This is a genomic window from Chryseobacterium sp. FR054, assembly GCF_056844565.1.
In genome coordinates, this window is record NZ_JBXDSA010000002.1 from 939,750 (window position 1) to 964,006 (window position 24,257).

The window sequence follows — 24,257 nt, forward strand, 5'->3', positions numbered from 1 at the left end:
GCTTCAAAACTGATAATTCATAACTCATAACTATAAAACATGTTTGCAATTTTAAAGAAAGAACTTTGGAGTTATTTCGGAAACTGGAGCGCGTGGGTAATCATTGCAGCCTTCAGTCTGATAACAACTCTTTTTCTGTTTTTTTTCGAGAATGATTCTAATATTTTTGAAATTGGAATGGCCTCTCTTCAAAGCTATTTCGTACTCGTTCCGTGGCTGCTGATGTTCATTATTCCGGCCCTTTCCATGAAAACCTTTGCCGAAGAACAGCAGACGGGAACCCTGAACTGGCTTTTTTCCCAGCCGCTGAAAGTTTCAGAACTGGTATCCGGAAAATTTCTTTCCGTATGGATTGTAGGTATTCTATGCCTTATTCCTTCACTGATCTATCTTTATACCGTTTACGTTTTAGGAGTTCCGGCAGGAAATATTGATCTTGGAATGACCTTTGGAAGCTATATCGGGCTGATTATTTTAATTGCAGCCTTTTCCGGAGTGGGAATCCTGGCATCTTCATTATCGCAGAACCAGATCATGGCTTACCTTCTGGGCGTTTTCATGTGTTTCATCATGTATTTCGGAATAGAGCAGCTGGCAAGTTATAAGCTTTTGGGCGGAGCAGATTTTATCCTTCAGAACCTGGGCTTCTATCAGCACTTCTTAGGCTTTACCAGAGGGCTTGTCGATCTTAAAGATGTGGCTTATTTTATCCTGGTAATCGGTGCCGCTTTAGTATTGTCCAATCATTTTATCAATAAAAAGAAGTAGAATTATGAAGAAGATACACGCTAAATCCCCGATAGGAATTTTCCTCTTTGCTATTGTACCTTTGGTTATTCTGCTGGCCTACTCCGGCATCAGACTGGATCTTACCAAAGAAAAAAGATATACGCTTTCCGACAACACCATAAAAGTGCTGGAATCTGTGAAAAAACCGGTAACAGTTGACGTTTACCTTGAAGGAGATTTCCCTGCAAGTTTCAAGCAGCTTCAGAACGAAACCCGTTTCATGCTGGAGGAATTCAGGAAGATCAATCCTAAGATCGATTTTAAATTCATTGATCCCATTAAAACCAAAATGTCACAGGATACTCTTATGGCAATGGGAATGCAGCCTTCCGTACTTCCGGATGTGAAAGACGGCAAGATTTCGCAGATCACTCTTTTCCCTTATGCTGTGATTAAATATGACAAAAGAGGAGTTTCCATTCCTCTGGTGGTGCAGCAGGCCGGAATTGATGCGGATGAACAGCTTACAAGATCTATTGAAGGGCTGGAATACAGCCTTGTTTCCAATATCAAAAATATTGCAGCGGATAAGAGAAAAAAAGTAGGGATTCTTGTGAATCAGGATGAGCTGAGACCCGAAGAATTCCACGGATTTATGCAGCTGGCTCTGGAAAACTACGATGCAGGCCCTGTAATCCCGAAAAACCAGACAGAACTTACCCAGGCCGATATTCCACTGCTCAAGCAGATGAGTGCGCTGGTGATTGCGAAACCTAGAAAAGCATTTACCGATAACGAAAAGGTAATTCTTGACCAGTATATCATGAACGGCGGAAAAACATTATGGATGATTGATGCCGTGAATGCTGAAATGGATACCCTTACCAGATCTAAAAAAGTAATGCCTTTCCCTGTGGATATCAATATGACGGATTTCTTCTTCAATTACGGGCTTAGGATCAATCCGGCCCTGGTAAAAGACGTGAAGAAATTTGCCCTGCTGAGGTTAGTGACCGGTGAAGTAGGAGGGAACCCTCAGTATACAAGCCTTCCGTGGCCGTATTTCCCGCTGGGAATTGCTGAAAATGATAATCCGGTGACCAAAAATATCAATCCGGTGAAATTTGAATTCCCGACTTCTATCGATACACTGGGAAGAAAAAATATCAAAACCAAAGTCCTTTTTGAATCCAGTGAAAGAACCCTTCTGAAGCAGGTTCCGAATTATGTGGATCTTAAAGAAATTGCCAGCGTAGACAGTCTGGGGCAGATGGAGAAACCAAGTACTCCGAAGATTTTTGCCGTAGCACTGGAAGGAAAGTTTGAATCTGCTTATGCTTCAAGAATTGAAAGAAAATCTTATCCGGGCTTTAAAAACCAGAGTCCTGAAAATAAAATGATCGTGATTGCTGACGGTGATGTGGGAAGAAATAAAGTCCTTAAAGGGGAACCGCTTCCTCTGGGCGTAGATCTTCTGACCAACCAGGAGTTCGGAAACGAGCAGTTTCTGAGAAATGCCCTGGATTATCTTCTGGATGACAGCAACCTGATGGAGCTGAGAAACAGAAATATCGAAGAAAGACTGCTGGACAGAAACAGGATTACCGAAGAAAAAACAAACTGGCAGTGGCTGAATTTACTGCTTCCGCTGGCAGTGATCGGCCTTCTGGGAGGATTGTTCTTCTGGATGAGGAAGAGAAAATTCGGATAGAAAATAAAAGGGGCTGTCCAAACTTTTTGGACAGCCCCTTTATTATATAAAATAAATTATCTATCTATTCTTCAATTTTCTATTCTCCTCCTTCAAAGCTCCCACCTGCTCCTCCAAAACTTTAATATAACTCTGCAAGTTTTCTACAATAGAGTTGGGAATATTATAGTATTGATTAAAATTATTATTTGCAGATTGATCGTTAAAGGTTAAATTATCATTATTAACCACACGTCCTGGTCTTTCCTCTTTGATCTCCTCTACAGGCACATCAAGTGCTTTAGCTAGTTTTTCCCATTCATCATCATATATTCTTACTTCATCATTCTCTTTTCGGGAATAATTAGATACGTCTGTAGATATAATATTAGACATATATTCTTGGGTATAACCTCTTTGCTTTCTTAGATTTCTTAGCTTTTCCATAATGACTTTTTTATTTGTGTCTTTGTACAAATATAATTAAAAAGGAGTGAAATTTTAAACCTACTTACTGAAAAGGCTCTGATATTTTTCCAATACATTCCAAATTCCATAAAAAGCATCATTCCCTTTTTTATCCGAAAAATTAGTGTTGAAAATCATAATTCTTCCCAGATTGTTCTCAGGGTTAAAAAACATCATCGACATCACGCCCGGATCGCCTCCGGTATGCCCAATGTAGCCTGTATGGCCAAAACCGATGAATATTCCGGTATTATAAGATTCGCTGTACGGGTTTTTATCATTCCGTTCCGTGAAGTGGGAAGCAGAAAGTTGTGGTATAAAGTATTGCTTGTAGCTTTCTTTGGTAAGAAGTGTTCCTTTTCCGTTATAGCCTTTCATCAGTTCGCTCAGATACAGGCTCAGATCATGGATGTTGGTTATAAAACCACCATCAGGATAGGTGATGGAATAATAATAGGGTAGAACCGTATCCGGATTTTCATAGAGTCTGGAAAATTTCGAAAAATCGACTTCTTGAAATTTCCATCCTGAATGATTCATTTTTAAAGGTTTCAGGATATACTGTTTCGTAAAGTTGCTGAAAGTCTGTCCTGTTGCACGCTCTACGATGTATGCAGCCAGTGTGGTCCCCACATTGGAATATTCGTACATACTTCCCGGCTGGGAGGAAGAAAAACTGTCCTTATTCCATTTTCCGTTTTCTGTAAGGACGTTTTTTAAATAATCCGCCATTGAAATCACCGATTCGGAAGGGTTGAAAACCTGTTCATCATCAAAATTCAACTTAGCTCCGGTAAGGTTCTGATCAGGTTTCAGGTAATAGGTTTTAGACAGATAAAATTCATTATCAAGAATAGAGGAAGTATGGGATGTGAGCTGCCGGATGGTAATTTCGGTTTTCGGAAAATGAGGGTTGACAACTTTAAACGGCAGGTATTTATTGACAGGATCGTCCAGATTGAGTTTTCCCAGTTCCTGTGCCTTTAAAACAGCAATCCCTACAAATGTTTTGGAAACAGAAGCGATATTCTGAATGGTCTGATCTGTATAAGGTTTTTTCTCTTTAACATCAGAAAAACCAAATCCTTTCTGATAAAGAACAGACCGGTCATCTACAACAGAAACAGCGAAACCATTGAACAGTCCCTGTTGGTAAATACTGCTGATGGCTGTATTCAAAGAATCTCTTATGCTTTTATCTTTACTATCTGAGCCATTTTTCACAGATTGGCAGGAAAAAAATACAGAAGACAGGATGGAAAGAAGCAGAATCCTTTTCATATGTTTTTTTATAATAAGACACTTATCCGGCACTCATTGTTACAAATAGGGCAAAAAAAAGAAACCCGGAGGTTTCACTTAATAGTATTCTATTTCATAAAAAGATTCATAAAAATTACCGTTGGAATCGGGGATGGAAGTTTCGTAAATCTTATTCCCGGTCCGGTCGTATTTATAGCTCATTGAACCGGATGTTTTATTCACAGGATTTTCATAAGAAGAACGGATGACATAGCCGTTTCTGTCATAGGTTTTTGTCTGTACATCCCAGGTTTTACCGGGCATAATGCTTACTTCTCTTGTTTTCCTGTTATACTGATCATAGCTGAAAAAGTTGTTGTATTCTTTGGATTTTCTGCTGATCATATTGTTGTTTTCCGAGTACACGAACTCGTGCCCGGTATCCGGAAGCAAAGCACCGTCTGCATAGTTTTCTGTTTTTACCTTATTCCCGTCATAGATGTATTTTTTTATCAGTATTGATTTTCCGTCAGGCTGTGGGGCATTCATCAGGATAGAACGGTTACCGGGATCATACACCACTTCCCAACGGCTATCCCTGCGTTTACCTTTTTCAAAAAAAGATTCTGCATATCCTGTGATCTGATCTTTATCATTATAGGTATACTGCCTCATATTCAGTGTGTCGCTATCTCGTATGGCTTCTTTTCTGATAAGTCTGTTCCGGTTGTCGTAATGAAAATAAACATTGGTCGTCACCAGGAAGTTCATTTCCGTCAGAAAACCCTCTCTGTTGAAAAAATGAATCTCACTGATCCGTTTTTCCGTTTCTTTGGAGTGCTTACGGTATTTGGTGATTTTTTTGATTTTCCCTTTCCAGGTATGGTTTTCGTACTGATTGGGAAGAGGAGCTTTTGCTTCAGGAACAAAATCATCCACCATATTGTTGAAATCGATTGTTGGGTTTACAAACTTATGGTCGGGAAGATACACATCTTTGAAGTTTGCGGGTTTATAATCCTTTATTTGAGCATACACACTGTCTGCCTGGGCATACCCGTGAATATAGCATAAAAAACCGGATACTAAAGTCAGAATGGATTTGATTGTTTTCATGATTATTTAAACTTCAGAACTGATACAGCCGGGTGTAGAAAATATATAAAAAGCAGAAAAAAATTTTCATAAAAAGGCCTTAAAGCTTCCGTTTTTGAATGGGTTTTCATCGTTTGGTTTTAGTTTTTTTCAGACCTAAAAGTAGGGAAAGTTTCTTTTAATTCCTAAAGAAATAAATGCCAGGTTTTTATGCAACAGACCATGAGTATTCATGTCAATAAAAAAGAGAAGCATAAGCCTCTCCTGATTAATAATTTTCCAGAACCGGGATGATATGGTCCCACTGAAGTTGCCGGGCATAGTCCAGGGCTGTTTTTCCGTTTCCTGATCTGATATTTTTATCTGCTCCCGCTTCTAGGGCTCCCTGTACGGAAGTGAGGTTTCCAGCAATAGTTTCCCGGTGGAGGAGGTTCAGTCCGTTATCATCCATGTTGGTCAGCTCATCCGGATATTCCTGAATAAACTGCATGAATTTCTCTTTCATATTTTTACTCATCGGGTGCTCAATCAGGTTTTCCGGTTTTTCTTTCTCATCATTCACCACTTCAATTTCATTGAAATCCCCGAAATCCAGCTGCCAGGCATCGTCATGTTCTCTTCTTTCCGCTTCAGACATGTCGGAACGCATTTTGTGAATGGTAAATCCTCCATAAGTTTTAGGACGTGAAGGAGAAGAAGATGAAAACAGTTTTGACAGTCCTTTCTGTTTTTTTTCAGCCGTGGTAATGGCAAACAGCCAGTCACTGATTTCATTCACCGGAATTGAAAAATGATCTCCGGCCCGGATATGAGTGAGACTATTGGGCTCGTTGATCAGGTATCCGCTCACCGTGTCTCCATCGAAATCAATATCATTGATCCACATATGTTCTACAACCGTTTCTCCGGTTTCCGGATCTTTTTCACTGAAAGGAGCTTTTACGCAGGAAAGATTCAGGCCGGGGATAATTCTCCGGTATTCCCAGGACTGTTCACGCCAGAAATATTTAAAAGTTTCCCGGGCTTTTCGGTAGGCTTCAATCATTTTTGGATCGCTGCCATCGGTAAAAATAAATGAATTTTCTTCCATAGTGATTATTGGGTTAATAATAGAAATCTGTTTACAGATCTCAGGTTTCAGGAATAGAAACCTGCTTCTACTCCTGAAAATACAAAAATATATTTAAAGCCGCTTCTTAATAAGATGTAATTTCTTCCTGAACCAGATTTTTAGGAAGAAGCACCGCTGTTTTATAATAGCTTATATCGGTTGAAAACCGGTTCTGAAGTTCCTGAAAAGTACTGTAATCATAATGCTCCCAGTTCAGTTCATTTTCAGGATCCGGGGTTTTGTCTACGGCAAGTTCCAGTTTTCCGTCCTCCTGATAGCTGAATTCTATGGCTGCATACTTTTCACCGTTTTTATCAGTGGTATACCAGCATTTTGTAGTTCTTTCCATGATGGGTTTCAGGGTATCGTTATCAATAATCTGGGAACAGATAAAATTTTCCGGATCATCATGGTAAAATATCGTTTTAGAAATCAGAGGTTTTTCATCTGAGGATAATGAATATACTTTATTGGTTGCAATAACGAAATCTCCGGCAGATTCTCTTTTTTCAATATCAAAAAGTTCAGACTTGTCTTTCAGATAGTTGAATACCTGTTCTTCGTCTTCCGTATCATTCATAAAATAATTGATGCTGTATATTTCATCTTCGGTCAGAAACTCAATCTCTTTTACTCTTTCAGAACCTTTCTCATAATAATAGAGATGATAGTCATCCAGTTTTTCTGCTTCAGCTTTTGAAATTACTTCGCCGAAAATATTTTTGTATACTTTTTTCATGGATTAATTGTGTAAATTATAGTTATCAGATAGTGTGTTTATTTTAAAAAAAACAGAGACAGGTGAGAACCCTTTTGACTTCTGTTTCCCATTAGATGGAATTTTCTTTCATAGGTTAAGCAGATTACAAACCTGTAAAGGTAGGCCTCATCCGGCCTATTCAATATTGAACTACATCAATAATTATTTCCTGTTTCGGTTTAAATTTTCAGAAAATAGATGATAAAAATGTCAGATGTACTTTCTTTATAAAAAATATATGTTTTTAAAGTGTAACTTTTAAGAAAAATAATAAATCCGGGAATATGTTATGATGATACAGGATCTGTTCCTGAATAAAAGAGAGCTTTGTTGTCAATTGTCATAGTTAGTTTTTTGAAAGCTCAAATATATTTAAAATCAGAGAATTAAACCGATGAAATTATGTTTTTATGATAAATTTATAGGTTTTCAGGGTGAAAATTTATGCCGTTACGGAGAACCGGGCATCGGAAAGATAAGACTGAAGGCTGTACAGTTCTCAGACAGCTGCATTATACATCTTTAATGAAGTCTTCATATTCATAATAAAACCTTTCAAACCCGTCCATCTTTTCTACAAAGAACTCAAATATTTCCTGCCATGAATTTTTGTTAAAAACAGAAACTCCATGTTTTTCAGTCCAGATCTTACTGATGACCTTTCCGTTGTCCAGCGTAAAATATTCCTCCTTCTGAAAATCTCCTATAAAATCTCTCAGAATATCCTCCAGAGACCAGATCTTTTCATAATAGGCATTCCGGAAAATTTCATCCTTCATCTCTATATCCAGGGAAACCTCTGCTTTTTTGTTATCTGCATAAAATTTGAACGACATATCCTTGATCTTCGTATCATATAAGATCCACTTTCTGGGAAAAGATCTTCCAAAGGCCGTCCAAAACTCCTTTTTTAGCTGCTGTGCTTCCTGCTTACTGAACATAAGGCAAACTTAAGAATTTAATAGGGAAAAGGCAAATAGGAAAGGAAAAGCGAGTAGATTTGCTTATTACTTATTACTTATTACTTATTACTTATTACTTATTGCTTATTGCTTATTACTTATTACTTATAATTTAAGGTTTGATCACCATCCAGAGATCCGTTAAGTCTGGAATATAAGTCGTGATCAGTGATGAGTGCTGTTCAGGATATTTTTCTGCTTCCACACATCCCCATTCTCCCTTTTGTCTATACGGAATCACCTCTGCCCAGACTGCTTTTGAAGGATCGATGGCCAGTAAAGCAGCTACGGTGTCGTGAAGTGCTTTTTCTTTCAGTTCTACTGCCTTCAGAAACAGGCTGAGACCTTTATTATGGCTGCGGAACGGAGCAAGCAGTTCGGCATCTGCTTTGGTAAAGATGGCACCATGACATACATTTTTACTGATCATGCGTCTTTCGCTCATCGGGATTGAAAGCAGCGATTCGGCAGCAAGCGGATTACCGTTCAGGTTAAAAGTTGCACAGGTTCGTTTTCCGTCGAATTTTTCCAGACGGTATTCCTGAGGGATGATATTGTCTCCTGCAAAACCTCCCTGGCAAAACCAGCGGTCAAAGAAAATTCCCGTCTCGAATAAAGCATGTGGATTCGTAAGTGCTGCACCGGTTAATAAAGTACAGTCGGGAAACTGACGAAGCGTTTCTGCCATAATGTTTGCCGCAGTATCATCAGCTTCTGAGTGTCCGTAATTTCCGATCCATTTCCTGTGAAAACCGGAAACCCGGCTGGCCGTAGATTTGGGAGTTCCGGCTCCGATGCGTACGTCCTCCCGGTCAAGGATCTGTAAAATACGGCGTACAACACCAATTTGATCTGTCCCGCCCGGATGCACGGAAACACTTACCAGGTGAACTTTCGGATGAGTTGCTAAAACAGCGAGAGTCATGGAATCATCAGGATCGGCAGTTTCCATATCAAAATGGAAAGGCAGTTTGGGCTGCATAGAGTAGTTTTCTTGTTTAGGTTATTATTTTTCGGCAGCAAAGATAGGAATAACTTGTTTAAATTTTCTATAATTCATTTAAATCCTGCTTATAAGGTATAAAAGTTCTTCATGCTTTAGCAGTTTTTAGCTTAGAACTCTTCCTGTATAACTTTATTTAAGATGTAAAAATCTTTTTTTATTTATCGCTGTTTAAAAAATCTTCTCAACCTGCCGGATCCGAGGGAAACTTAAAAGCAAAAAGATTGGTGCATCCGTAGCAATCCCCGGGGTTGGAAAACGCAATGGCGCAAAAGTTTTTGATGATGCTGACGTTTTAAGACGCAAGAAAATCAAGGATTTTCAGAAAGTAATACAGTAGTAAACTTTATCGAAGATAAAATCTTAGTGCCTTATTCTCATGAAGCGAGGAAAAAATGGGACCTTGCGCAAACCAGCAACCGTAAAATCAAAACAACTGCAAAATCAGCCGGCAAATAAAGACGATCCAAAATCATTCGTGTATTTTTGACAGGTTTTTCTCTTCATTTTCACTTTTTTGTATCTTTTTATACATTTCAAACAATTTTCTTATTTTTGCTGTAATGCTTTCAAAAAAATCCCAATATGCTTTTAAAGCGCTGTCGTACCTGGTAGAAAAAAGGAATGACGGCCCGGTTCTTATTTCCGAAATTGCCGAACATAAAAAAATCCCGTTAAAGTTTTTAGAAAATATCCTGCTGGAACTGAAAAAAGCGGATATCCTTGACAGTAAAAAAGGAAAAGGAGGGGGCTACTTTTTAAGAGAAAATCCTGAAAACGTAAAGCTGGCCAAGATTATCCGTCTGGTAAACGGACCTATTGCTATGCTGCCCTGTGTGAGTCTGAATTTTTATGAAAAATGCGAAGACTGCAATGAAGATCACTGCGGGCTGCATGATGTACTCATAGAAGTACGCGATGCGTCGCTGAATATTTTAGAGAAAAAAACTTTAATGGATCTGGTCGATTGACCCGGTCCTTTTTTTTGAATAAATAGTCTACTTTTTTTGTAGAGTAATATTTTTATTGGATATTTGCAATACTTCAAATGAACTGAACTATGATTTCAAAAGAAGATATCACTCTCCTGAATACTGTTGCATGGTATACCTGCCATCAAAAAGGTAAAGCCTTCCTTATGCTGAATACTGAAGTTATTGCTTCCAAAGAAAAAGCGCTGAAAAAGTTATGATGATTACGAGAAAAGTACAGCTGAGGCTGAACGTGTTTTTCATTACTGCGGCAGTGCTGTCTGTAATTGTTTCAGCGTTATATGGATTAGGGTATCTTGAGGAACTGAAGGCTGTTCTGGCGAAAGACAATTATATTTTTTACTGGATGCTTCTGGTGGGATTTCTGGCTGAAATCGTAGCCGGATCTATGGGAATGGGATATGGAGTGATCTGTACGACAACACTTTTATTCCTGAATATTCCGCCCCATATTGTAAGTGCAAGCATTCATTCTGCTGAAAGTTTTACGACGGCGGCCGGAAGTGTGAGCCATATCCGACTGAAAAATGTAAGCCGAAGCCTGGTGAAAAAGCTGGCAGTTCCTGCAGTTATCGGTGCTGTGATCGGAGCCGTCTGTCTTACTTATCTCGGAGAGTATTATGCGAAGATCACTAAAACCATTATCGCTTTTTATACCTTATATCTTGGCATTCAAATCCTGTCGAATGCTTTTAAGGAAAAACAGGATAAAGCTATGAAAAAAAAGACCCGTCTTACCCGGTTGGGAGTGGTCGGTGGATTTATAGATTCTTTTGCCGGAGGAGGCTGGGGGCCATTGGTAACCGGAACACTGATTAAAAATGCCTTTACACCCAGGTTTGCGGTGGGAAGTTCCACGGTAGCCAAATTTATCCTTACCCTTACCGCGGCTGTTACTTTCTTTTTTACACTGGGAATTCAGCACTGGAACATTATTCTGGGGCTTCTGATCGGCGGAATTGTTACGGCACCTTTTTCCGCAATGCTTACCGCAAAGCTTCCCGTAAAAAAAATGTTTCTCATCATCGGTAGTCTGGTGATTATAATGAGCTGTATAACGATTTATAAATCAGTACTGAGTTGAAAAAAACGTTTCCTGTGGAAAAATAAAATTCCTTAAAATACCTTTCGGTTTTGAAAATATTTTACTTTTACACCACAAAACAATAGAATATGAATCTACATATCGTAGCACTTTTTAAGTTCAACGAAAATTATCTGATGGAAGCTGTGGAGCTTTTTCAGAACCTGGTAAAAGAAACAAGAAAAGAAGAGGGATGCCTTCAGTACGACCTTGTTGAAGATAAAGACAATAAGGGAACCTTCTTTCTGATCGAACTCTGGGAAAGTGTTGAGCATCATAACAGGCATAACGGGCAGGATCATCTTCTGGATTTCCGTAAAGATGCTTCAAAAATCATGGAAAGTTCGGTGGAAGTGTATAAAGGCTTTAAGATTTACTGATCTTTAAAACAAAATAAAAGGCGGCTATCAGAGTTCTGAAGCCGCCTTTTGATTAGAAAAAATAGAAAGTATTAAAATTGAGTTATTTTACAATAAGCTTTTTGGTTTCCGTATGACCTCCATACGTAATTTTTACCATATAATTTCCGGAAGTCAGATGAGACAGATTCAGATCCTGGCTGTAAAAACCGGCCTGGTTGGTAAGCTCAGCTGAATATACTTTTTTCCCGGTGAGATCATATACTTCTACATTACCTTTGTTATCAGCTCTCTCTTTTACATCAAAGAGAACCGTTACTTTTTTGTCGGAAGCCGCAGGATTCGGATAGATTCCGAAAGATGCCTTTTTACTTACCTCAGTAATGCCTAAGCTGGCCGTTATTTTTTTGTATTTGAAATACATATTTCCGGTTGAGGCGCCCTCATTTGATGTAAAGTACATTCTGTAATAATCAGAACCTTTTTTTACATAATAAACCACATTTGAGAATGGTGCTCCCATCGTAGGTTTCCATGAATATCCTATCGTACTGATGTTTTTTGAGAAAGCAGTGGTGGCAGGAATGGCTGAGGCAGCCGTTTCCTGGGTCTCCGGCTGTACTTTGGCAACGCTGATGGCCGGGTTCTGAAGAACTCCCGACATTCTGTATTTCATCGTAAGCTGCTGGCCGGTATCAGGGTCTGTATAAGGATAGTCCGTATAAAATCGTGTAAACATCATATCCCAGCTGGCTTTCGGCGGTTCAAGACTGGCTACTTTTTCACCTGTATTGAAAGAGAAATAATTGAAATAAGCATCATCGGATCCGTTAGCTATTGTTTTGGTCTGGGTAGCATCCCACGAAGAGGTCGCTGTATTCCATTTTGCATATTTAAAGGTATAACCGCCGTAATAATCCTCAATCATGAATTTTACACTTGCTCCTGAAGCATATTTAAGGATGAAGATCACAGTACCCTCAACATGGTGGCTGCCGGGGTTGTATTCTCCCCAGCCGTAAGCAGCGGAACCCTGTTCAAAGGCACCGGTCTGTATGGATGTGGTATTGTCCGGATTGAAAAGCGGGGCACCATAAGAAGCTATGCTGTTGCTTGTGATGCTGTTCCATGCTGCTGGGTCGTCTGAAGCCTGATATACCTTGATATCATGCGCATCATTGATCCTTGTTCCGAAGTTGGTATTGGAAGCTCTGTAAAAAGCGATATCCCATGTATTGGCAGTCTGAGAAACCGTAGTATGGGTTCCAAGATCAAAAAATACCCTGTTTTGGTACTGAGGCCCCATCGTCATATTCACAGTGGTGTATCCGTTGGCATCGGTCTGGGATAAAACAGTCTGCTGAACACCCAGTGTTAACAGTGAAGCCAAAAGTAATTGTGTTTTCATAATGCTCTTTTTTTGCTTTGTTATTTAGAATGATTCCACAAAAGTATATTAATTATTTTTAATCATTCTAAATAAAAACATGATTTTTATCGTGTTTTTACTTTGGATTCCTGATCTGTGTTTTCCTTAAAGAAAAAGCCGGATGAATTATGAACATCCGGCTGTATAGGTAAAATGGTCTGATCAACCTTATTTCTTGATGAATTTTGATTTGACTAGTGAGCCATCTGCGGTTTCAACCATCATATAATAAACTCCTGTCTGAAGCCCGCTGATGCTGAATCTTTGCCCTTCCGGTTTTCCTTCAGCAGCTTTTTGTCCTGAAGCAGAGTAGATCCGGATATTTTTAGGAGCCTTTTCTGTAATAAATTCCAGTGCCGTATTCTCCTGATTAACGGCAAATCTGAAGTTTTCCTTTACTCTGTTTACATCATTTACCGCCAGACTTCCGGTAGTATTATAAACCACATCATCCACCTGTATAGCTACGTGAGTTGCGGAAGGGGTAAACTTGAAAACAATATAAGAACCTGAAGAAGCAGGAATATTCACACTGATATTCTGTACAACTCCAATGGTGGTAACATTGATAAGATTTCCGACAGGTACGAAAGTAGTCATGTCGGTAGGGCTTGTTGTCAATCCGATCTGGATGGTCCCGGGGCCGGGAGAAGGTGAAACAAGAGTAGTGGTAAACGTCAGGGTTTTATTGCCTGTCGGTGCTTCAATCTGAGGAGAGATCAGGTATGAGGGAGCAGAGCCGTTATTACCTGCATAAGACTGTATAAATCTTTGATTGTTATCATTTTCAAGAGCTGCAACAATCATTCGTGGAGATACCGGAGGAAAGGAGCCCGTGATGGGAGCAACTACTGCGGACCAGCCACCCTGTGGAAATGTGGTATTTCCTGTCGTGAAATTATTAAAGTTCTCATTAAGCGTTGCTACCTGTGCATTTGCTGTAAAGGCTGTTAATATCAGTGTTCCTAAAAGTAGTTTTAGTTTCATAACGTTATTTTTATTTAGAATTATTCCACAAAAATAACATTTTATTTTTAATTGTTCTAAATAAAGCATTATATTTGTCGAAAATTTTTTGTGTCTATGAAGAAGAAGGTACTTTCCATACTGTCATTATCTGCCGTTCTATGGGTGAATGCACAGGAAAAAGATTCTCTTAATCAGAAGAAAATAGACGAGGTGGTTGTTACCGGACAATATACTCAGCAGTCTATCAATAAATCCATTTATAAAGTAGAGGTTATCAGGGCAGAACAGATAAAAAATATGGCCGTTACCAACGTAGCGGAGGTTCTTAATCAGAATCTGAATATTTTAATACAGCCTGACAGAAGCAGCGGCGATTCCAATGCCAGTATAATGGGATTAAGCGGAGAGTACACTAAAATTCTGATTGACAATATTCCTGTTGTAAGCGATCAGGGAATGGGAAACCTTGTAGACCTTACCAAACTTAACGTAAATAATATCGAGCGCATTGAGATTGTAAAAGGTTCAATGGGTGTGGAATACGGAAATAATGCGGTAGCAGGAGTGATCAACATCATAACCAAGAAAAATTATTCGAAAAAATTAAATATTCAGGCCTCATTACAGGAGGAAACAGTCGGGAAAGATTATGACTGGTTTAAAAAAGGAAACGGACGCCATGTTCAGTCTTTGAATGTAGGATACAGGATATCTGACAACTGGTCTGTAACGGCAGATATTAATCATAACGATTTTCAGGGATATAAAGGGAAACTTCAGGGATATAAATTCTTTGATCCCGATAAAGCACTCAGAGGTTACGAATGGCAGCCGAAAGACCAGCTCATCACCAATGCAGCAGTGCGTTATGCGAAAAATAATACATCCCTATTCTATAAAGTCAATTTTCTTACGGAAACGGTGAATTTCTATAACCCTCTCGTGAATGTGGATATATTGGGAGGAGGAAACAGGACTTATATAGCTAATGATAAAGATTATTTTACCAAAAGATGGATTCATCAGTTCAATATCCAGACTAAACTGGGAAGAATAAACTATACCGGGGATTTTTCATATCAGAATCAGGAAAGAAAATTCCAGGATTACCAATATGATGTTCCCAACAGGACTGAAAAATCAAGGGATGATAAAAAAACGTATTATAAATCCGAGGTTTTATATTCACGAGGGATGTTCAGCAACTTCCTGAATAGTGAAAAAATTAATTTCCAGCTGGGATATGAGCTCGACAGGACGAAAGGTTTTGCCAGCAGTACCACGGGGACTTTCGGAAGTACCGGAAAAGAAGATATCAACAGAACCATTTTCAATTATGCCAATTTCTTATCGGCAGAGTGGAAGGTCACCAATGGTTTTTCCCTGCGCCCGGGAGCAAGACTGGCCTTAAGCGACCGGTTCGATTCCCAGTTCAATTATTCATTAACGGCAAGATACAGTTTTTCTGAAAAATCGGATATCCGCGGAATTTTTGGCTCTGCAAACAGATTTCCTACCTATGACGAACTGTACACCTTTATGGTAGATAACAACCATGATATCAGGGGAAATCAGAACCTGAAGCCGGAAACGGGATTCTCCATCGGGCTGTTCTGGGATTATAATTTAAAAAGTACCGGCGGCTGGATTTTCAATCTGAGTGCCTCAGGAATGTATCTGGATGTGAAAGACAGGATTGAAAGTGTTATCATCAGCAACAGCCCCCTGAAATATACCTATCTGAATATTGATAACTATAAATCTTTGCTGTTTGGAGAAAGCATCAATGTGAAAAAAGATAATTTAAGCCTGAATGCGGGAGTTTCCGTAATGGGGATTTCCCAGGCGATGAATACCGGAAATGTTTCCTCTCCCAACGACTTTAATTTCTATCTGGAAGCCAATTTTGCGGCCAATTATACACTGCCTGAAACACAGACTCTTTTCGCTCTTTATTATAAATATTCCGGAGTGAGCAGACAGTATACCCATAAAATAAATTCGAAAGATCCGCTGGATCCGGGAGCATATGTTTTAGGAGAGATCGGTGATTTCAATATGATGAATTTTACCGTTTCCCAGCCTTTCCTCAACAATCATCTGGAACTGGCTTTAGGAATAAAAAATATTTTCAACGTTTCTTCCATAAGGAATACCACCATTGCCGGTGACGGCCACAATGCCGGAGCCGGTAACCAGAACCTGTTCTATGGCAGAAGCTATTTTGCCCGTCTAAACTATAATTTTTAATAAGAACTGGAATGAAAAAAATAATATTTTGTCTTTTGTTGGGAACTTCATTTGTTTTTCAGTCGTGTCTTAGCGATAATGAAGACCCGGTAGCCGTAGCTCCGGTTCAGGGAGCCATAGGAAATCCTACCGTAGGGGGAGCTACACAGCCCAACCAGGTGTGGATTGACCTGAGTGAAATTGATCCTCAAACTAAAGGTCCTGTACAGACCTTCACCCGGAGAACAGACTGGGACCTGGCATTTTATTCCGGAAGTGAATTTAAGGTTGTTTTAAATTCTTCCATCATGATGGCAGCCGCTAAAATTCCTAATGCAACCACTCTGGATCAGGTAACAGATGCCAGCGTAGCTTCTTTGAAGAGCCAGGTTCAGGTGGCCAATTTTAATCCCGCGAATGAGGTATATATTGATGATGTGAAAGGAAACTATCCATACGGATATACTGCAATTGCCGAAATCAAAGCCGATGATTCAGAAAACGGAATCTATCTGGTAAACATGGGGAAAGAAATCTATACCGGTTCAGTAGCCGTAGGTTCAGCAACGACGGGGGGAGCGAGCAGAGGCTGGAAAAAAGTCCAGATTGTAAGATCGGGAGATGCCTACAAGGTAAAATCAGCTGACCTTGACGGCAGTAATTATTATGAAGTGATCGTTGAGAAAAATTTCGCCTACAATTACAGTTTTGTGAGCCTCAAAAATAAAAAGCAGGTATTTATCCAGCCGGAAAAAAATAAATGGGATCTGTGCTTCACCGTATTTACGAACGTTATTGAAGGAGCAGGAAGCTATATTTATGCAGATTTTGTAAATAATAATAATCTTGGAGGAGTAGGAGCTTATGAAGTGATCGTTACTTCAGGTTCCGGAATTAATGCCTACAACAATTTCAAACTGGAAGATGTGGTTCAGTCTAAGCTTGTTTACAAGGACCACCGCGTCATTGGTGGAAACTGGAGAAATCCTGTCGGAGAAAACGGCCTTGAAGTATATGGAGACCGGTTCTACATTATTAAAGATGCGGAAGGATACTACTTTAAACTGAAATTCACAAGATTTACAAAAAGTGAAACCGATAATACCGGAGTAGCAGGAGAACGCGGTTTCCCTCAGTTCGAATACCAACCCTTATAATATCCAATAATAGTATATCATGAAAAAATTCATTCTTGCAGCCTCTATCTTAATGGCAGTTTATTCCTGCAAAAAAGAAGAAGGTACCAAAACAGTAAGTACAACAGAAACCTCTTCAGAGGCTCCGAAAAGCAACAATAAAATTGTAACCCTGAATGGCGGAATTACCGAAATCGTAAGTGCATTGGGCCATGAAAAAGAGATCGTGGGAACAGATGTTACCAGTACCTATCCGGAAACATTGAAAGCTACCGCTAAAGATCTCGGGCATGTAAGATCAATGACCATCGAACCGATCATGGCGGTGAATCCTACCCTTATTTTAGCTTCAGATAAAGACATCAATCCTGAATTAATGGGAAAAATCAACGCTTCAGGAATCAAAACTGAGGTCTTCAAGCAGGAATTTACGGTGGACGGAACCAAAAAGCTTATTGCAGATGTTGCCAAAGCAGTAGGAAACACAGATTACCAAAAGCTCAATGATAAAATAGATGCTGATCTGAAGCAGGTACAGCCCATTGCTAAAAAGCCTAAAGTATTATTTATCTATGCCAGAGGAAACATGCTGATGGTAGCCGGTAAAAATACACCCATGGCCTCACTGATCAGCCTTGCAGGAGGAGAAAATGCCATCAGCGAATTTGAAGATTTCAAACCTTTAACGCCGGAAGCTGTTGTAAAGGCAAATCCTGATGTATTATTCTTCTTTACCACCGGTCTTCAGGGGGCTGGCGGAAATGAAGGGGCACTTAAGATGCCGGGAGTTTCCCAGACCAATGCCGGAAAAAATAAGAAAATCATCGCGATGGACGGAGGATTGGTTTCCGGTTTCGGACCAAGATTAGGAGAAGCAGCAGTAGGATTAAACAAACTTTTAATTGAAAACACAAAGTAAACTATACTTTTATTTAACTATAAGCGCAGTACTGCTTGTCATTATAGCAGTACTGTCTCTTAATACAGGGGTCTACGACTTTGGCGGAAAATCACCCTTCAAAGTTCTGTGGCATTATATAAAAGGAGAACCGGGATTATCTTTAAGCGATCAGTATGTGGTCTGGGATGTAAGAGCAGCCAGAATCATTATGGCGATTTTAATCGGAAGTATGCTGGCGGTATCGGGAACCAGTCTTCAGGGGCTTTTCAAAAACCCTCTGGCAACGGGAGATTTAATAGGCCTTACATCGGGAGCAACGCTGCTGGCGGCAATTGCCATTGTTTTAGGAGGACATTTCAAAGAGTATCTTCCTGAAGCCGTACAATTTTCACTGGTAGGAATTTCCGCATTTACAGGATCCTTTTTATCGATGATGCTCGTATACAGAATTTCAACAAGCGGAGGAAAAACCAATGTAGTCATGATGCTTCTTACCGGTGTTGCCATTACAGCGATCGGGTTTTCCATTACAGGGTTCCTGATCTATATCTCAAAAGATGAACAGCTTCGGGATCTGACGTTCTGGAATCTGGGGAGTCTTGCCGCGGCAACATGGACGAAGAATATTATTTTAGCCGTAGTCCTGATCATTTCCTATATCATACTGCTGCCGAAAGGAAAAGCACTGAACGCAATGATGCTGGGAGAAAAAGACGCACAACACCTGGGAGTTAATGTGGAAAGACTGAAAAAGCAGATCATTATCACCGTAGCTCTCATGGTAGGAACCTGTGTGGCATTTGCAGGAACAATAGGCTTTGTAGGGCTCATTGTCCCTTATATTTTAAGGCTTTTATTTAAGTCCGACTATACCTTTATTCTGCCATTATCTGCACTGTGCGGAAGCATACTGCTTCTTACGGCCGATACATTCAGCAGAAGCATTGTAGAGCCGTCGGAACTGCCGATCGGGATTCTGACAGCACTTATGGGAGGACCTATTTTTATCGCTATTTTAGTTAAATTCAAAAAGTCACTGTAATGATAAAGGCACATCAGATCAGTTATAAGCACAAAGAATTTCATATCCTGGACGGCGTGGATGTTTCACTGGATTATGGAGAATTCCTTGCGATTGTAGGACCGAACGGAGCCGGGAAATCAAGCCTGCTGAGTGTTCTTGCCAATGAAGTGAAGAACAGGCAGAAGGTGCTGTTTAAAGATAAAGCGATTAATGAATGGAATGTAAAAGAGCTTTCAAAACATAAAGCCAAATTTTCCCAGCACAACAGCAACGACATTCCCCTGGAAGTACAGGATGTAGTAATGATGGGGAGATACCCTTACTTCGATGCCCAGCCGGGAAAAGAAGATACAGAAGCGGTAGACGGTATGATGAAAGAAACCGATATTTTCCATCTTAAATCCAGGGAATACAATACTTTGTCCGGAGGAGAAAAACAGCGGGTACACCTTTCAAGGGTAATGGCCCAGCTGCAGAATGATATTGCCCATAAACTGATTTTTCTGGATGAACCACTGAATAATCTGGATATAAAACATCAGTATAAAGCTTTAGAAATCATCAGAAATTTTACCCAAAAGGGCAACAGCGCCATTGTGGTACTGCATGATCTGAATCTGGCAGCACAGTTTGCCGATAAAATTTTGTTAATGAAATCAGGAAAGGTTTCCGCCTATGGAACACCACAGGAAGTTTTTACCGCTGAAAATATCAGCCACGCCTATAATTTCCCGTGTACCATCTGCGGACATCCTATTACCAATAACCCTATGATCATTTTTGGATAACCATGGAAAAAGACGATTTAAAGATCCTTGCACAGAATCTCGCCCATCCTCAGGGAGAAAAAGGAAAAGAGATCGGTGAAATGATGAATGAGACCAATATCAGCATGACCCTGGAAAGCATTAAAACACTTCTGATAGAAGACGGTGAACATATTCTGGAAATAGGACACGGAAATGCCGGGCATGTGAAACATATTTTCAGCAAAGCCCAAAACCTGAAGTATACAGGAATTGATATTTCCGAAACGATGCACCAGGAAGCGGAAAAGCTGAATAAGGAATTTGAAGACAAAACAGACTTTGTACTGTACGAAGGTAAAATACTTCCTTTTGAAGATAAAACCTTCGATAAAATATTCACTGTCAACACCGTTTACTTCTGGGAAGAACCCGTAGAGTTTTTAAATGAAATTTACAGAGTTCTTAAGAATGAGGGAACAGCAGTCATTACATTCGGACAAAGGAATTTCATGGAAAAATTACCGTTCACAGAATTTGATTTTATCCTGTACAGTAATACTGAAATGGAAGATCTGGTTTCCAAAAGCCATTTCAAAAGAATGAAGATCTCCGAAAAGCGGGAAGACATAAAAAGCAAAACAGGAAACGAAACCATAACAAGAATTTATACAGTTTTAACCATTAAAAAATAAGATAATGAGCACATTAGTTAATGACCTGAAAGAAAAATGGGAAGCTCTGAAAGCAGAAAATCCGCATATCAGAATAAGAAATGCAGCAGCACAGCTGGAGGTAAGTGAAGCTGAACTTTTGGCGACAAGTATAGGAGAGGGCGTAACTGCTCTGAAACCTGAGTTTCAGAATATCCTTACCGAAGCAGAACAGCTTGGAAAAGTAATGGCCCTTACACGCAACGACGAATGTGTACACGAAAGAAAAGGAACTTATCTGAACGGAGATTTCAGCAGTCCTCATGCCCAGCTTTTTGTGGGTGAAGATATCGATCTTAGAATTTTCCTTAACCACTGGAAATTTGCTTTTGCGGTGGTGGAAGGAGACAAAAAAAGCCTTCAGTTCTTTGGGAAAGACGGTCTTGCCATGCATAAGATCTACCTTACAAAGGACAGCAACGAAGCTGCTTTCGATGCCATTGCTGAAAAATATAAAGCAGAAGATCAGAATGAGGCCCTGGTTTTTGAAGCAGTAGCTCCAAAAGCAGCAGAAAAACCGGATTCTGAAATCGATGCGGAAGGATTCAGAAAAGCATGGACAGAGCTTAAAGACACTCACGATTTCTTTATGATGACCAGAAAATTCGGGGTAAGCAGAACCCAGGCTTTAAGGCTGGCTCCTGAAGGGTTTACTAAGAAAATCGATAATGCAAAAGTAGTTAATGTATTGGAAGATGCTTCAGAAAAGAACATCCCGATCATGGTGTTTGTAGGAAACAGGGGAATCATCCAGATCCACACCGGAAATGTAAAGAAAACCCTTTGGCATCAGCAGTGGTTCAATGTAATGGACCCGGATTTCAACCTGCATATGGATGTAACGAAAATCGCTGAAGCATGGATCGTTAAGAAACCTACTGAGGATGGAGAAGTAACGGCTATCGAAGTATTCAATAAAGAAGGGGACTTCATCGTTCAGTTCTTCGGAAAAAGAAAGCCGGGAATCCCTGAACTGCAGGAATGGAAAGACCTTGTAGCAGAATTAGAAAAATAATAATTAGATGATTTTGAATGAGCCGTTTTGTTTTTTTTATTCAAGGCGGCTTTTTTTAGCAGATTTTGAGATCAGAATCAAAGATCAGGATTTAACATGGTTTTTTCTTTGTATACCTTGCTGAGTTTTGATACGGGAATCTGATTGGCTGTTCATTCAAAAAAATGTAATTTGTGATTCAATTAAATAACAGGAAATGAAGAATATTTTCATAGCCGTACTGCTGGCAGGATGCTGTTCATTAAAAGCGCAGAATTTTAAAGCCTACCAGTTTTATGATAAAAAAGGAAAAGAAGTAAAGACCGAAAAGCTTGTTAAAGAACTGGCGGAATATGATGTGGTTTTCTTTGGTGAAAATCATAATAATTCCATCAACCACTGGCTTCAGCTGAAAGTTACGGAAGCTTTGTCAGAAAAGAAAAACGGCCGGATCATTCTGGGGGCCGAAATGTTCGAAAGAGATAATCAAACCCAGCTGAACAGCTACCTGAGCGGAAAATTTGATGCCAAAACCCTTAAAGATTCAGCCCGCTTATGGAACAACTATACCACAGATTACAAACCGCTGGTAGATTTTGCAAAACAGAAAAAACTGAACTTTATTGCGACCAATATTCCCAGAAGATACGCTTCCCAAACGTCGAAAGAAGGGATAGAATCCTTAAATAAATTAACCGAACAGGAGAAAACTTATATTGCCCGGCTGCCGATAAAAGTTACTCTGGATACACCGGGATATCCTGAAATGAAAGCCATGATGGGCGATCATGCGGAAGGAACAAAAGTAATGAACTTTATTTCTGCCCAGGCCGTAAAAGATGCTACTATGGCAGAATCTATCCTGAATAATATACAGGCCGGAAAAACGTTTATCCATTACAACGGAAACTACCACAGCAAAGAATTCGGTGGAATTTACTGGTATATCAGACAGAAGAATCCCAACCTGAAAATGGCCGTGATCTCTGTTTTTGAATCCGGAGATCCGGAACTGAATGTCCCTTCAAAGGACTATATCCCGACAGATTTTAATCTGATTATCCCAGCGGATATGACGAAGACTTTTTAATCATATTCACTCGATAAACGAGAATATTTAAAACAGGTTTTGGCCTGTTTTTCTGTTTTCCGCAGATTACTCAGATTACATAGATTTTTAGAGAACTTAAGTGAACTTCTATACACAAAGTTTCGAACTTAAAATCATTAAAGTGTCATAAGCTTTTGTGTCTGTTGTGGTTAAAATAATTTCCCGCAGATCGCTTAGGTTTCAAGGGTTTTTGTGGATATTTTTTGTCTCGGATTATGCAGATTGAGCAGATTTCTATTTATCATAAAATAAAAAGCCTGCTCAAATACCAGGATAATAAAAATAACAAAGAATTCTTAGTAAAAATACCAATGGCATTATGTGGAATTTATTCAATACAGATGGACTTTAGTCCGCCTTAATAATAAGAAATAGCCGAAGCCTATGCTGTCAATTTGTAAAATATACAGAGTAATAATGTCTTTTATCAATACAATATAATTCTGTAAATTACTATATTCATCTATCTTTGTATTACATTCAATGAAAATGAAAAAAATATCCTTTCTGCTTGTCCTGTTGATGGGTATAGTCAATGCTCAGAAGCTGACACCGGCTGAAATTTCTATTATCAGCCAGGGAGAAATCAGTACTGCACTTCCTATTTACCAGACCACGGACGACCATCAGCATAAAACCCTGCTGTCACTTTCTTCAGAAATTGATCCGACAGACCCTCAAACGGCGGTTTTAGTCAAAAGAATGAAAGAATCCCTTCTTTCTACGGACAGTGGAGTAGGAATTGCAGCACCACAGGTAGGAATCAACAGAAAAGTGATCTGGGTACAGCGTTTTGATAAACAGGGTGAACCGCTGGAATACTTCATCAATCCCGTTATTGTCTGGAAATCCGATATACAGAACCTCGGTCCTGAAGGAGATCTTTCTATTCCCGATTTCAGAGACCAGTTTTACAGAAGTAAAGTGATTCAGCTGGAATATGTTGATTTAAAAGGACAGAAATATTCGGAAATTGTGGAAGGTTTCACGGCTGTTATTTTTCAGCACGAAATAGATCATCTGTTCGGTATCCTGATTTCTGATAAAAAAGAAAGGGAAAAGAATGAGGCTTACAAAAAAGTGGATGCCTATCAGAAGAGTGATCTGATGAGAAGGTAGGGGATAGGAACAGAAAATTTATAAAATTTAATGCGAATTGTTTTTTGCCACGAATGCACGAATTTTTTTGCTTTTAAATTTCCCGCGGATTTGGCAGATTGAGCAGATTTTTTTTGAATGTACTTTTGTTGGTTTGCGCAAGGGCGCCATTTTTTCCCTTCCTTCATGGGTATAAGGCGCTAAGATTTTATCTTCGATAAAATTTATTATTGTATTACCTGCTGAAAATTTTGAATTTTCTTGTGCCTTAAAACGTCAGCATAATCAAAAAACCTTTGCGCCATCGCGTTTTCCAACCCGGGGATTGTATGGATGCATAATTTTTTTGCTTTTAAATTTCCCGCGGATTTGGCAGTTTGAGCAGATTTTTTTGAGTGTACTTTTGTTGGTT

The 24,257-nt window shown here is 39.4% G+C and carries 24 protein-coding genes; 15 read left to right on the forward strand and 9 right to left on the reverse strand.

Annotated elements, in window-relative coordinates:
• Positions 1–39 precede the first annotated feature (39 nt).
• Positions 40–768 carry an ABC transporter permease gene (locus AC106S_RS11520; RefSeq protein WP_482439216.1) on the forward strand — a complete coding sequence of 243 codons (729 nt, stop codon included), beginning with the start codon at positions 40–42 and terminating at the stop codon, positions 766–768.
• A 4-nt stretch (positions 769–772) separates the two neighbouring features.
• Positions 773–2,440: a gliding motility-associated ABC transporter substrate-binding protein GldG gene (gldG, locus tag AC106S_RS11525; protein WP_482439217.1), complete on the forward strand. Its 1,668-nt coding sequence runs from the start codon at positions 773–775 to the stop codon at positions 2,438–2,440.
• 60 nt (positions 2,441–2,500) lie between these two features.
• Here gldG and AC106S_RS11530 read toward each other — a convergent pair whose 3' ends face one another.
• The 7 genes from AC106S_RS11530 to AC106S_RS11560 all read right to left on the reverse strand — a co-directional run bounded on the left by AC106S_RS11530 (position 2,501) and on the right by AC106S_RS11560 (position 9,039).
• On the reverse strand, positions 2,501–2,866 hold the full coding sequence (locus AC106S_RS11530) for a helix-turn-helix domain-containing protein (RefSeq protein WP_482439219.1): 366 nt from the start codon (positions 2,864–2,866) through the stop codon (positions 2,501–2,503).
• Positions 2,867–2,926: 60 nt separating this feature from the next.
• On the reverse strand, positions 2,927–4,168 hold the full coding sequence (locus tag AC106S_RS11535; RefSeq protein WP_482439221.1) for a serine hydrolase domain-containing protein: 1,242 nt from the start codon (positions 4,166–4,168) through the stop codon (positions 2,927–2,929).
• Between the two features lie 78 nt (positions 4,169–4,246).
• Positions 4,247–5,245 carry a hypothetical protein gene (locus AC106S_RS11540; protein ID WP_482439223.1) on the reverse strand — a complete coding sequence of 333 codons (999 nt, stop codon included), beginning with the start codon at positions 5,243–5,245 and terminating at the stop codon, positions 4,247–4,249.
• Positions 5,246–5,492: 247 nt separating this feature from the next.
• Positions 5,493–6,314, reverse strand: a complete 822-nt coding sequence (locus AC106S_RS11545; protein WP_482439224.1) for a YegJ family protein — start codon at positions 6,312–6,314, stop codon at positions 5,493–5,495.
• A gap of 106 nt (positions 6,315–6,420) precedes the next feature.
• Positions 6,421–7,074, reverse strand: a complete 654-nt coding sequence (locus AC106S_RS11550) for a hypothetical protein (RefSeq protein ID WP_482439226.1) — start codon at positions 7,072–7,074, stop codon at positions 6,421–6,423.
• Positions 7,075–7,607: 533 nt separating this feature from the next.
• Positions 7,608–8,036 (reverse strand): DUF4268 domain-containing protein, encoded by a 429-nt coding sequence (locus AC106S_RS11555; RefSeq protein WP_482439228.1) that lies wholly within the window; start codon positions 8,034–8,036, stop codon positions 7,608–7,610.
• A gap of 133 nt (positions 8,037–8,169) precedes the next feature.
• The gene (locus AC106S_RS11560) at positions 8,170–9,039 is read right to left on the reverse strand and encodes a nucleoside hydrolase (protein ID WP_482439229.1); all 870 of its coding nucleotides are present in this window, start codon (positions 9,037–9,039) and stop codon (positions 8,170–8,172) included.
• 584 nt (positions 9,040–9,623) lie between these two features.
• Between AC106S_RS11560 and AC106S_RS11565 the strand changes: the two genes are divergently transcribed.
• The 4 genes from AC106S_RS11565 (at position 9,624) to AC106S_RS11580 (ending at position 11,516) form a co-directional block, all read left to right on the forward strand.
• A complete protein-coding gene (locus AC106S_RS11565) occupies positions 9,624–10,031 on the forward strand; it encodes an RrF2 family transcriptional regulator (protein WP_034743243.1) in 408 nt (135 codons plus the stop codon).
• A gap of 89 nt (positions 10,032–10,120) precedes the next feature.
• Positions 10,121–10,252, forward strand: a complete 132-nt coding sequence (locus tag AC106S_RS11570; protein ID WP_482439230.1) for a hypothetical protein — start codon at positions 10,121–10,123, stop codon at positions 10,250–10,252.
• The gene (locus tag AC106S_RS11575; protein WP_482439231.1) at positions 10,249–11,136 is read left to right on the forward strand and encodes a sulfite exporter TauE/SafE family protein; all 888 of its coding nucleotides are present in this window, start codon (positions 10,249–10,251) and stop codon (positions 11,134–11,136) included. Before AC106S_RS11570 ends, AC106S_RS11575 begins: the two co-directional genes overlap by 4 nt.
• An 89-nt stretch (positions 11,137–11,225) precedes the next feature.
• On the forward strand, positions 11,226–11,516 hold the full coding sequence (locus AC106S_RS11580; RefSeq protein WP_482439232.1) for a putative quinol monooxygenase: 291 nt from the start codon (positions 11,226–11,228) through the stop codon (positions 11,514–11,516).
• Between the two features lie 82 nt (positions 11,517–11,598).
• Here the strand turns inward: AC106S_RS11580 and AC106S_RS11585 are convergent, their stop codons facing one another.
• Entirely contained in the window at positions 11,599–12,903 is a 1,305-nt protein-coding gene (locus AC106S_RS11585; protein WP_482439233.1) for a T9SS type A sorting domain-containing protein, read from the reverse strand.
• Positions 12,904–13,092: 189 nt separating this feature from the next.
• Complete coding sequence (locus AC106S_RS11590) at positions 13,093–13,911, reverse strand: choice-of-anchor J domain-containing protein (RefSeq protein WP_482439234.1); 819 nt, start codon at positions 13,909–13,911, stop codon at positions 13,093–13,095.
• Between the two features lie 96 nt (positions 13,912–14,007).
• On the opposite strand from AC106S_RS11590, the gene AC106S_RS11595 reads away from it, so the two are divergent.
• From AC106S_RS11595 to AC106S_RS11635, 9 genes are all read left to right on the forward strand, one after another.
• On the forward strand, positions 14,008–16,143 hold the full coding sequence (locus AC106S_RS11595; protein ID WP_482439235.1) for a TonB-dependent receptor plug domain-containing protein: 2,136 nt from the start codon (positions 14,008–14,010) through the stop codon (positions 16,141–16,143).
• A gap of 11 nt (positions 16,144–16,154) precedes the next feature.
• Positions 16,155–17,279, forward strand: a complete 1,125-nt coding sequence (locus AC106S_RS11600; RefSeq protein ID WP_482439237.1) for an HmuY family protein — start codon at positions 16,155–16,157, stop codon at positions 17,277–17,279.
• A 19-nt stretch (positions 17,280–17,298) separates the two neighbouring features.
• Entirely contained in the window at positions 17,299–18,177 is an 879-nt protein-coding gene (locus AC106S_RS11605; protein WP_482439238.1) for a heme/hemin ABC transporter substrate-binding protein, read from the forward strand.
• Positions 18,161–19,201: a FecCD family ABC transporter permease gene (locus AC106S_RS11610; RefSeq protein ID WP_482439240.1), complete on the forward strand. Its 1,041-nt coding sequence runs from the start codon at positions 18,161–18,163 to the stop codon at positions 19,199–19,201. The genes AC106S_RS11605 and AC106S_RS11610 overlap by 17 nt, the downstream gene beginning before the upstream one ends.
• Positions 19,201–19,971: a heme ABC transporter ATP-binding protein gene (locus AC106S_RS11615; RefSeq protein WP_482439241.1), complete on the forward strand. Its 771-nt coding sequence runs from the start codon at positions 19,201–19,203 to the stop codon at positions 19,969–19,971. Before AC106S_RS11610 ends, AC106S_RS11615 begins: the two co-directional genes overlap by 1 nt.
• A gap of 2 nt (positions 19,972–19,973) precedes the next feature.
• Positions 19,974–20,624 carry a class I SAM-dependent methyltransferase gene (locus tag AC106S_RS11620; protein ID WP_482439243.1) on the forward strand — a complete coding sequence of 217 codons (651 nt, stop codon included), beginning with the start codon at positions 19,974–19,976 and terminating at the stop codon, positions 20,622–20,624.
• Between the two features lie 4 nt (positions 20,625–20,628).
• Positions 20,629–21,657, forward strand: a complete 1,029-nt coding sequence (locus AC106S_RS11625) for a hemin-degrading factor (RefSeq protein WP_482439244.1) — start codon at positions 20,629–20,631, stop codon at positions 21,655–21,657.
• A gap of 196 nt (positions 21,658–21,853) precedes the next feature.
• A complete protein-coding gene (locus AC106S_RS11630; protein ID WP_482439246.1) occupies positions 21,854–22,726 on the forward strand; it encodes a ChaN family lipoprotein in 873 nt (290 codons plus the stop codon).
• A 510-nt stretch (positions 22,727–23,236) separates the two neighbouring features.
• On the forward strand, positions 23,237–23,866 hold the full coding sequence (locus AC106S_RS11635) for a peptide deformylase (RefSeq protein WP_482439248.1): 630 nt from the start codon (positions 23,237–23,239) through the stop codon (positions 23,864–23,866).
• Positions 23,867–24,257: the final 391 nt, after the last annotated feature.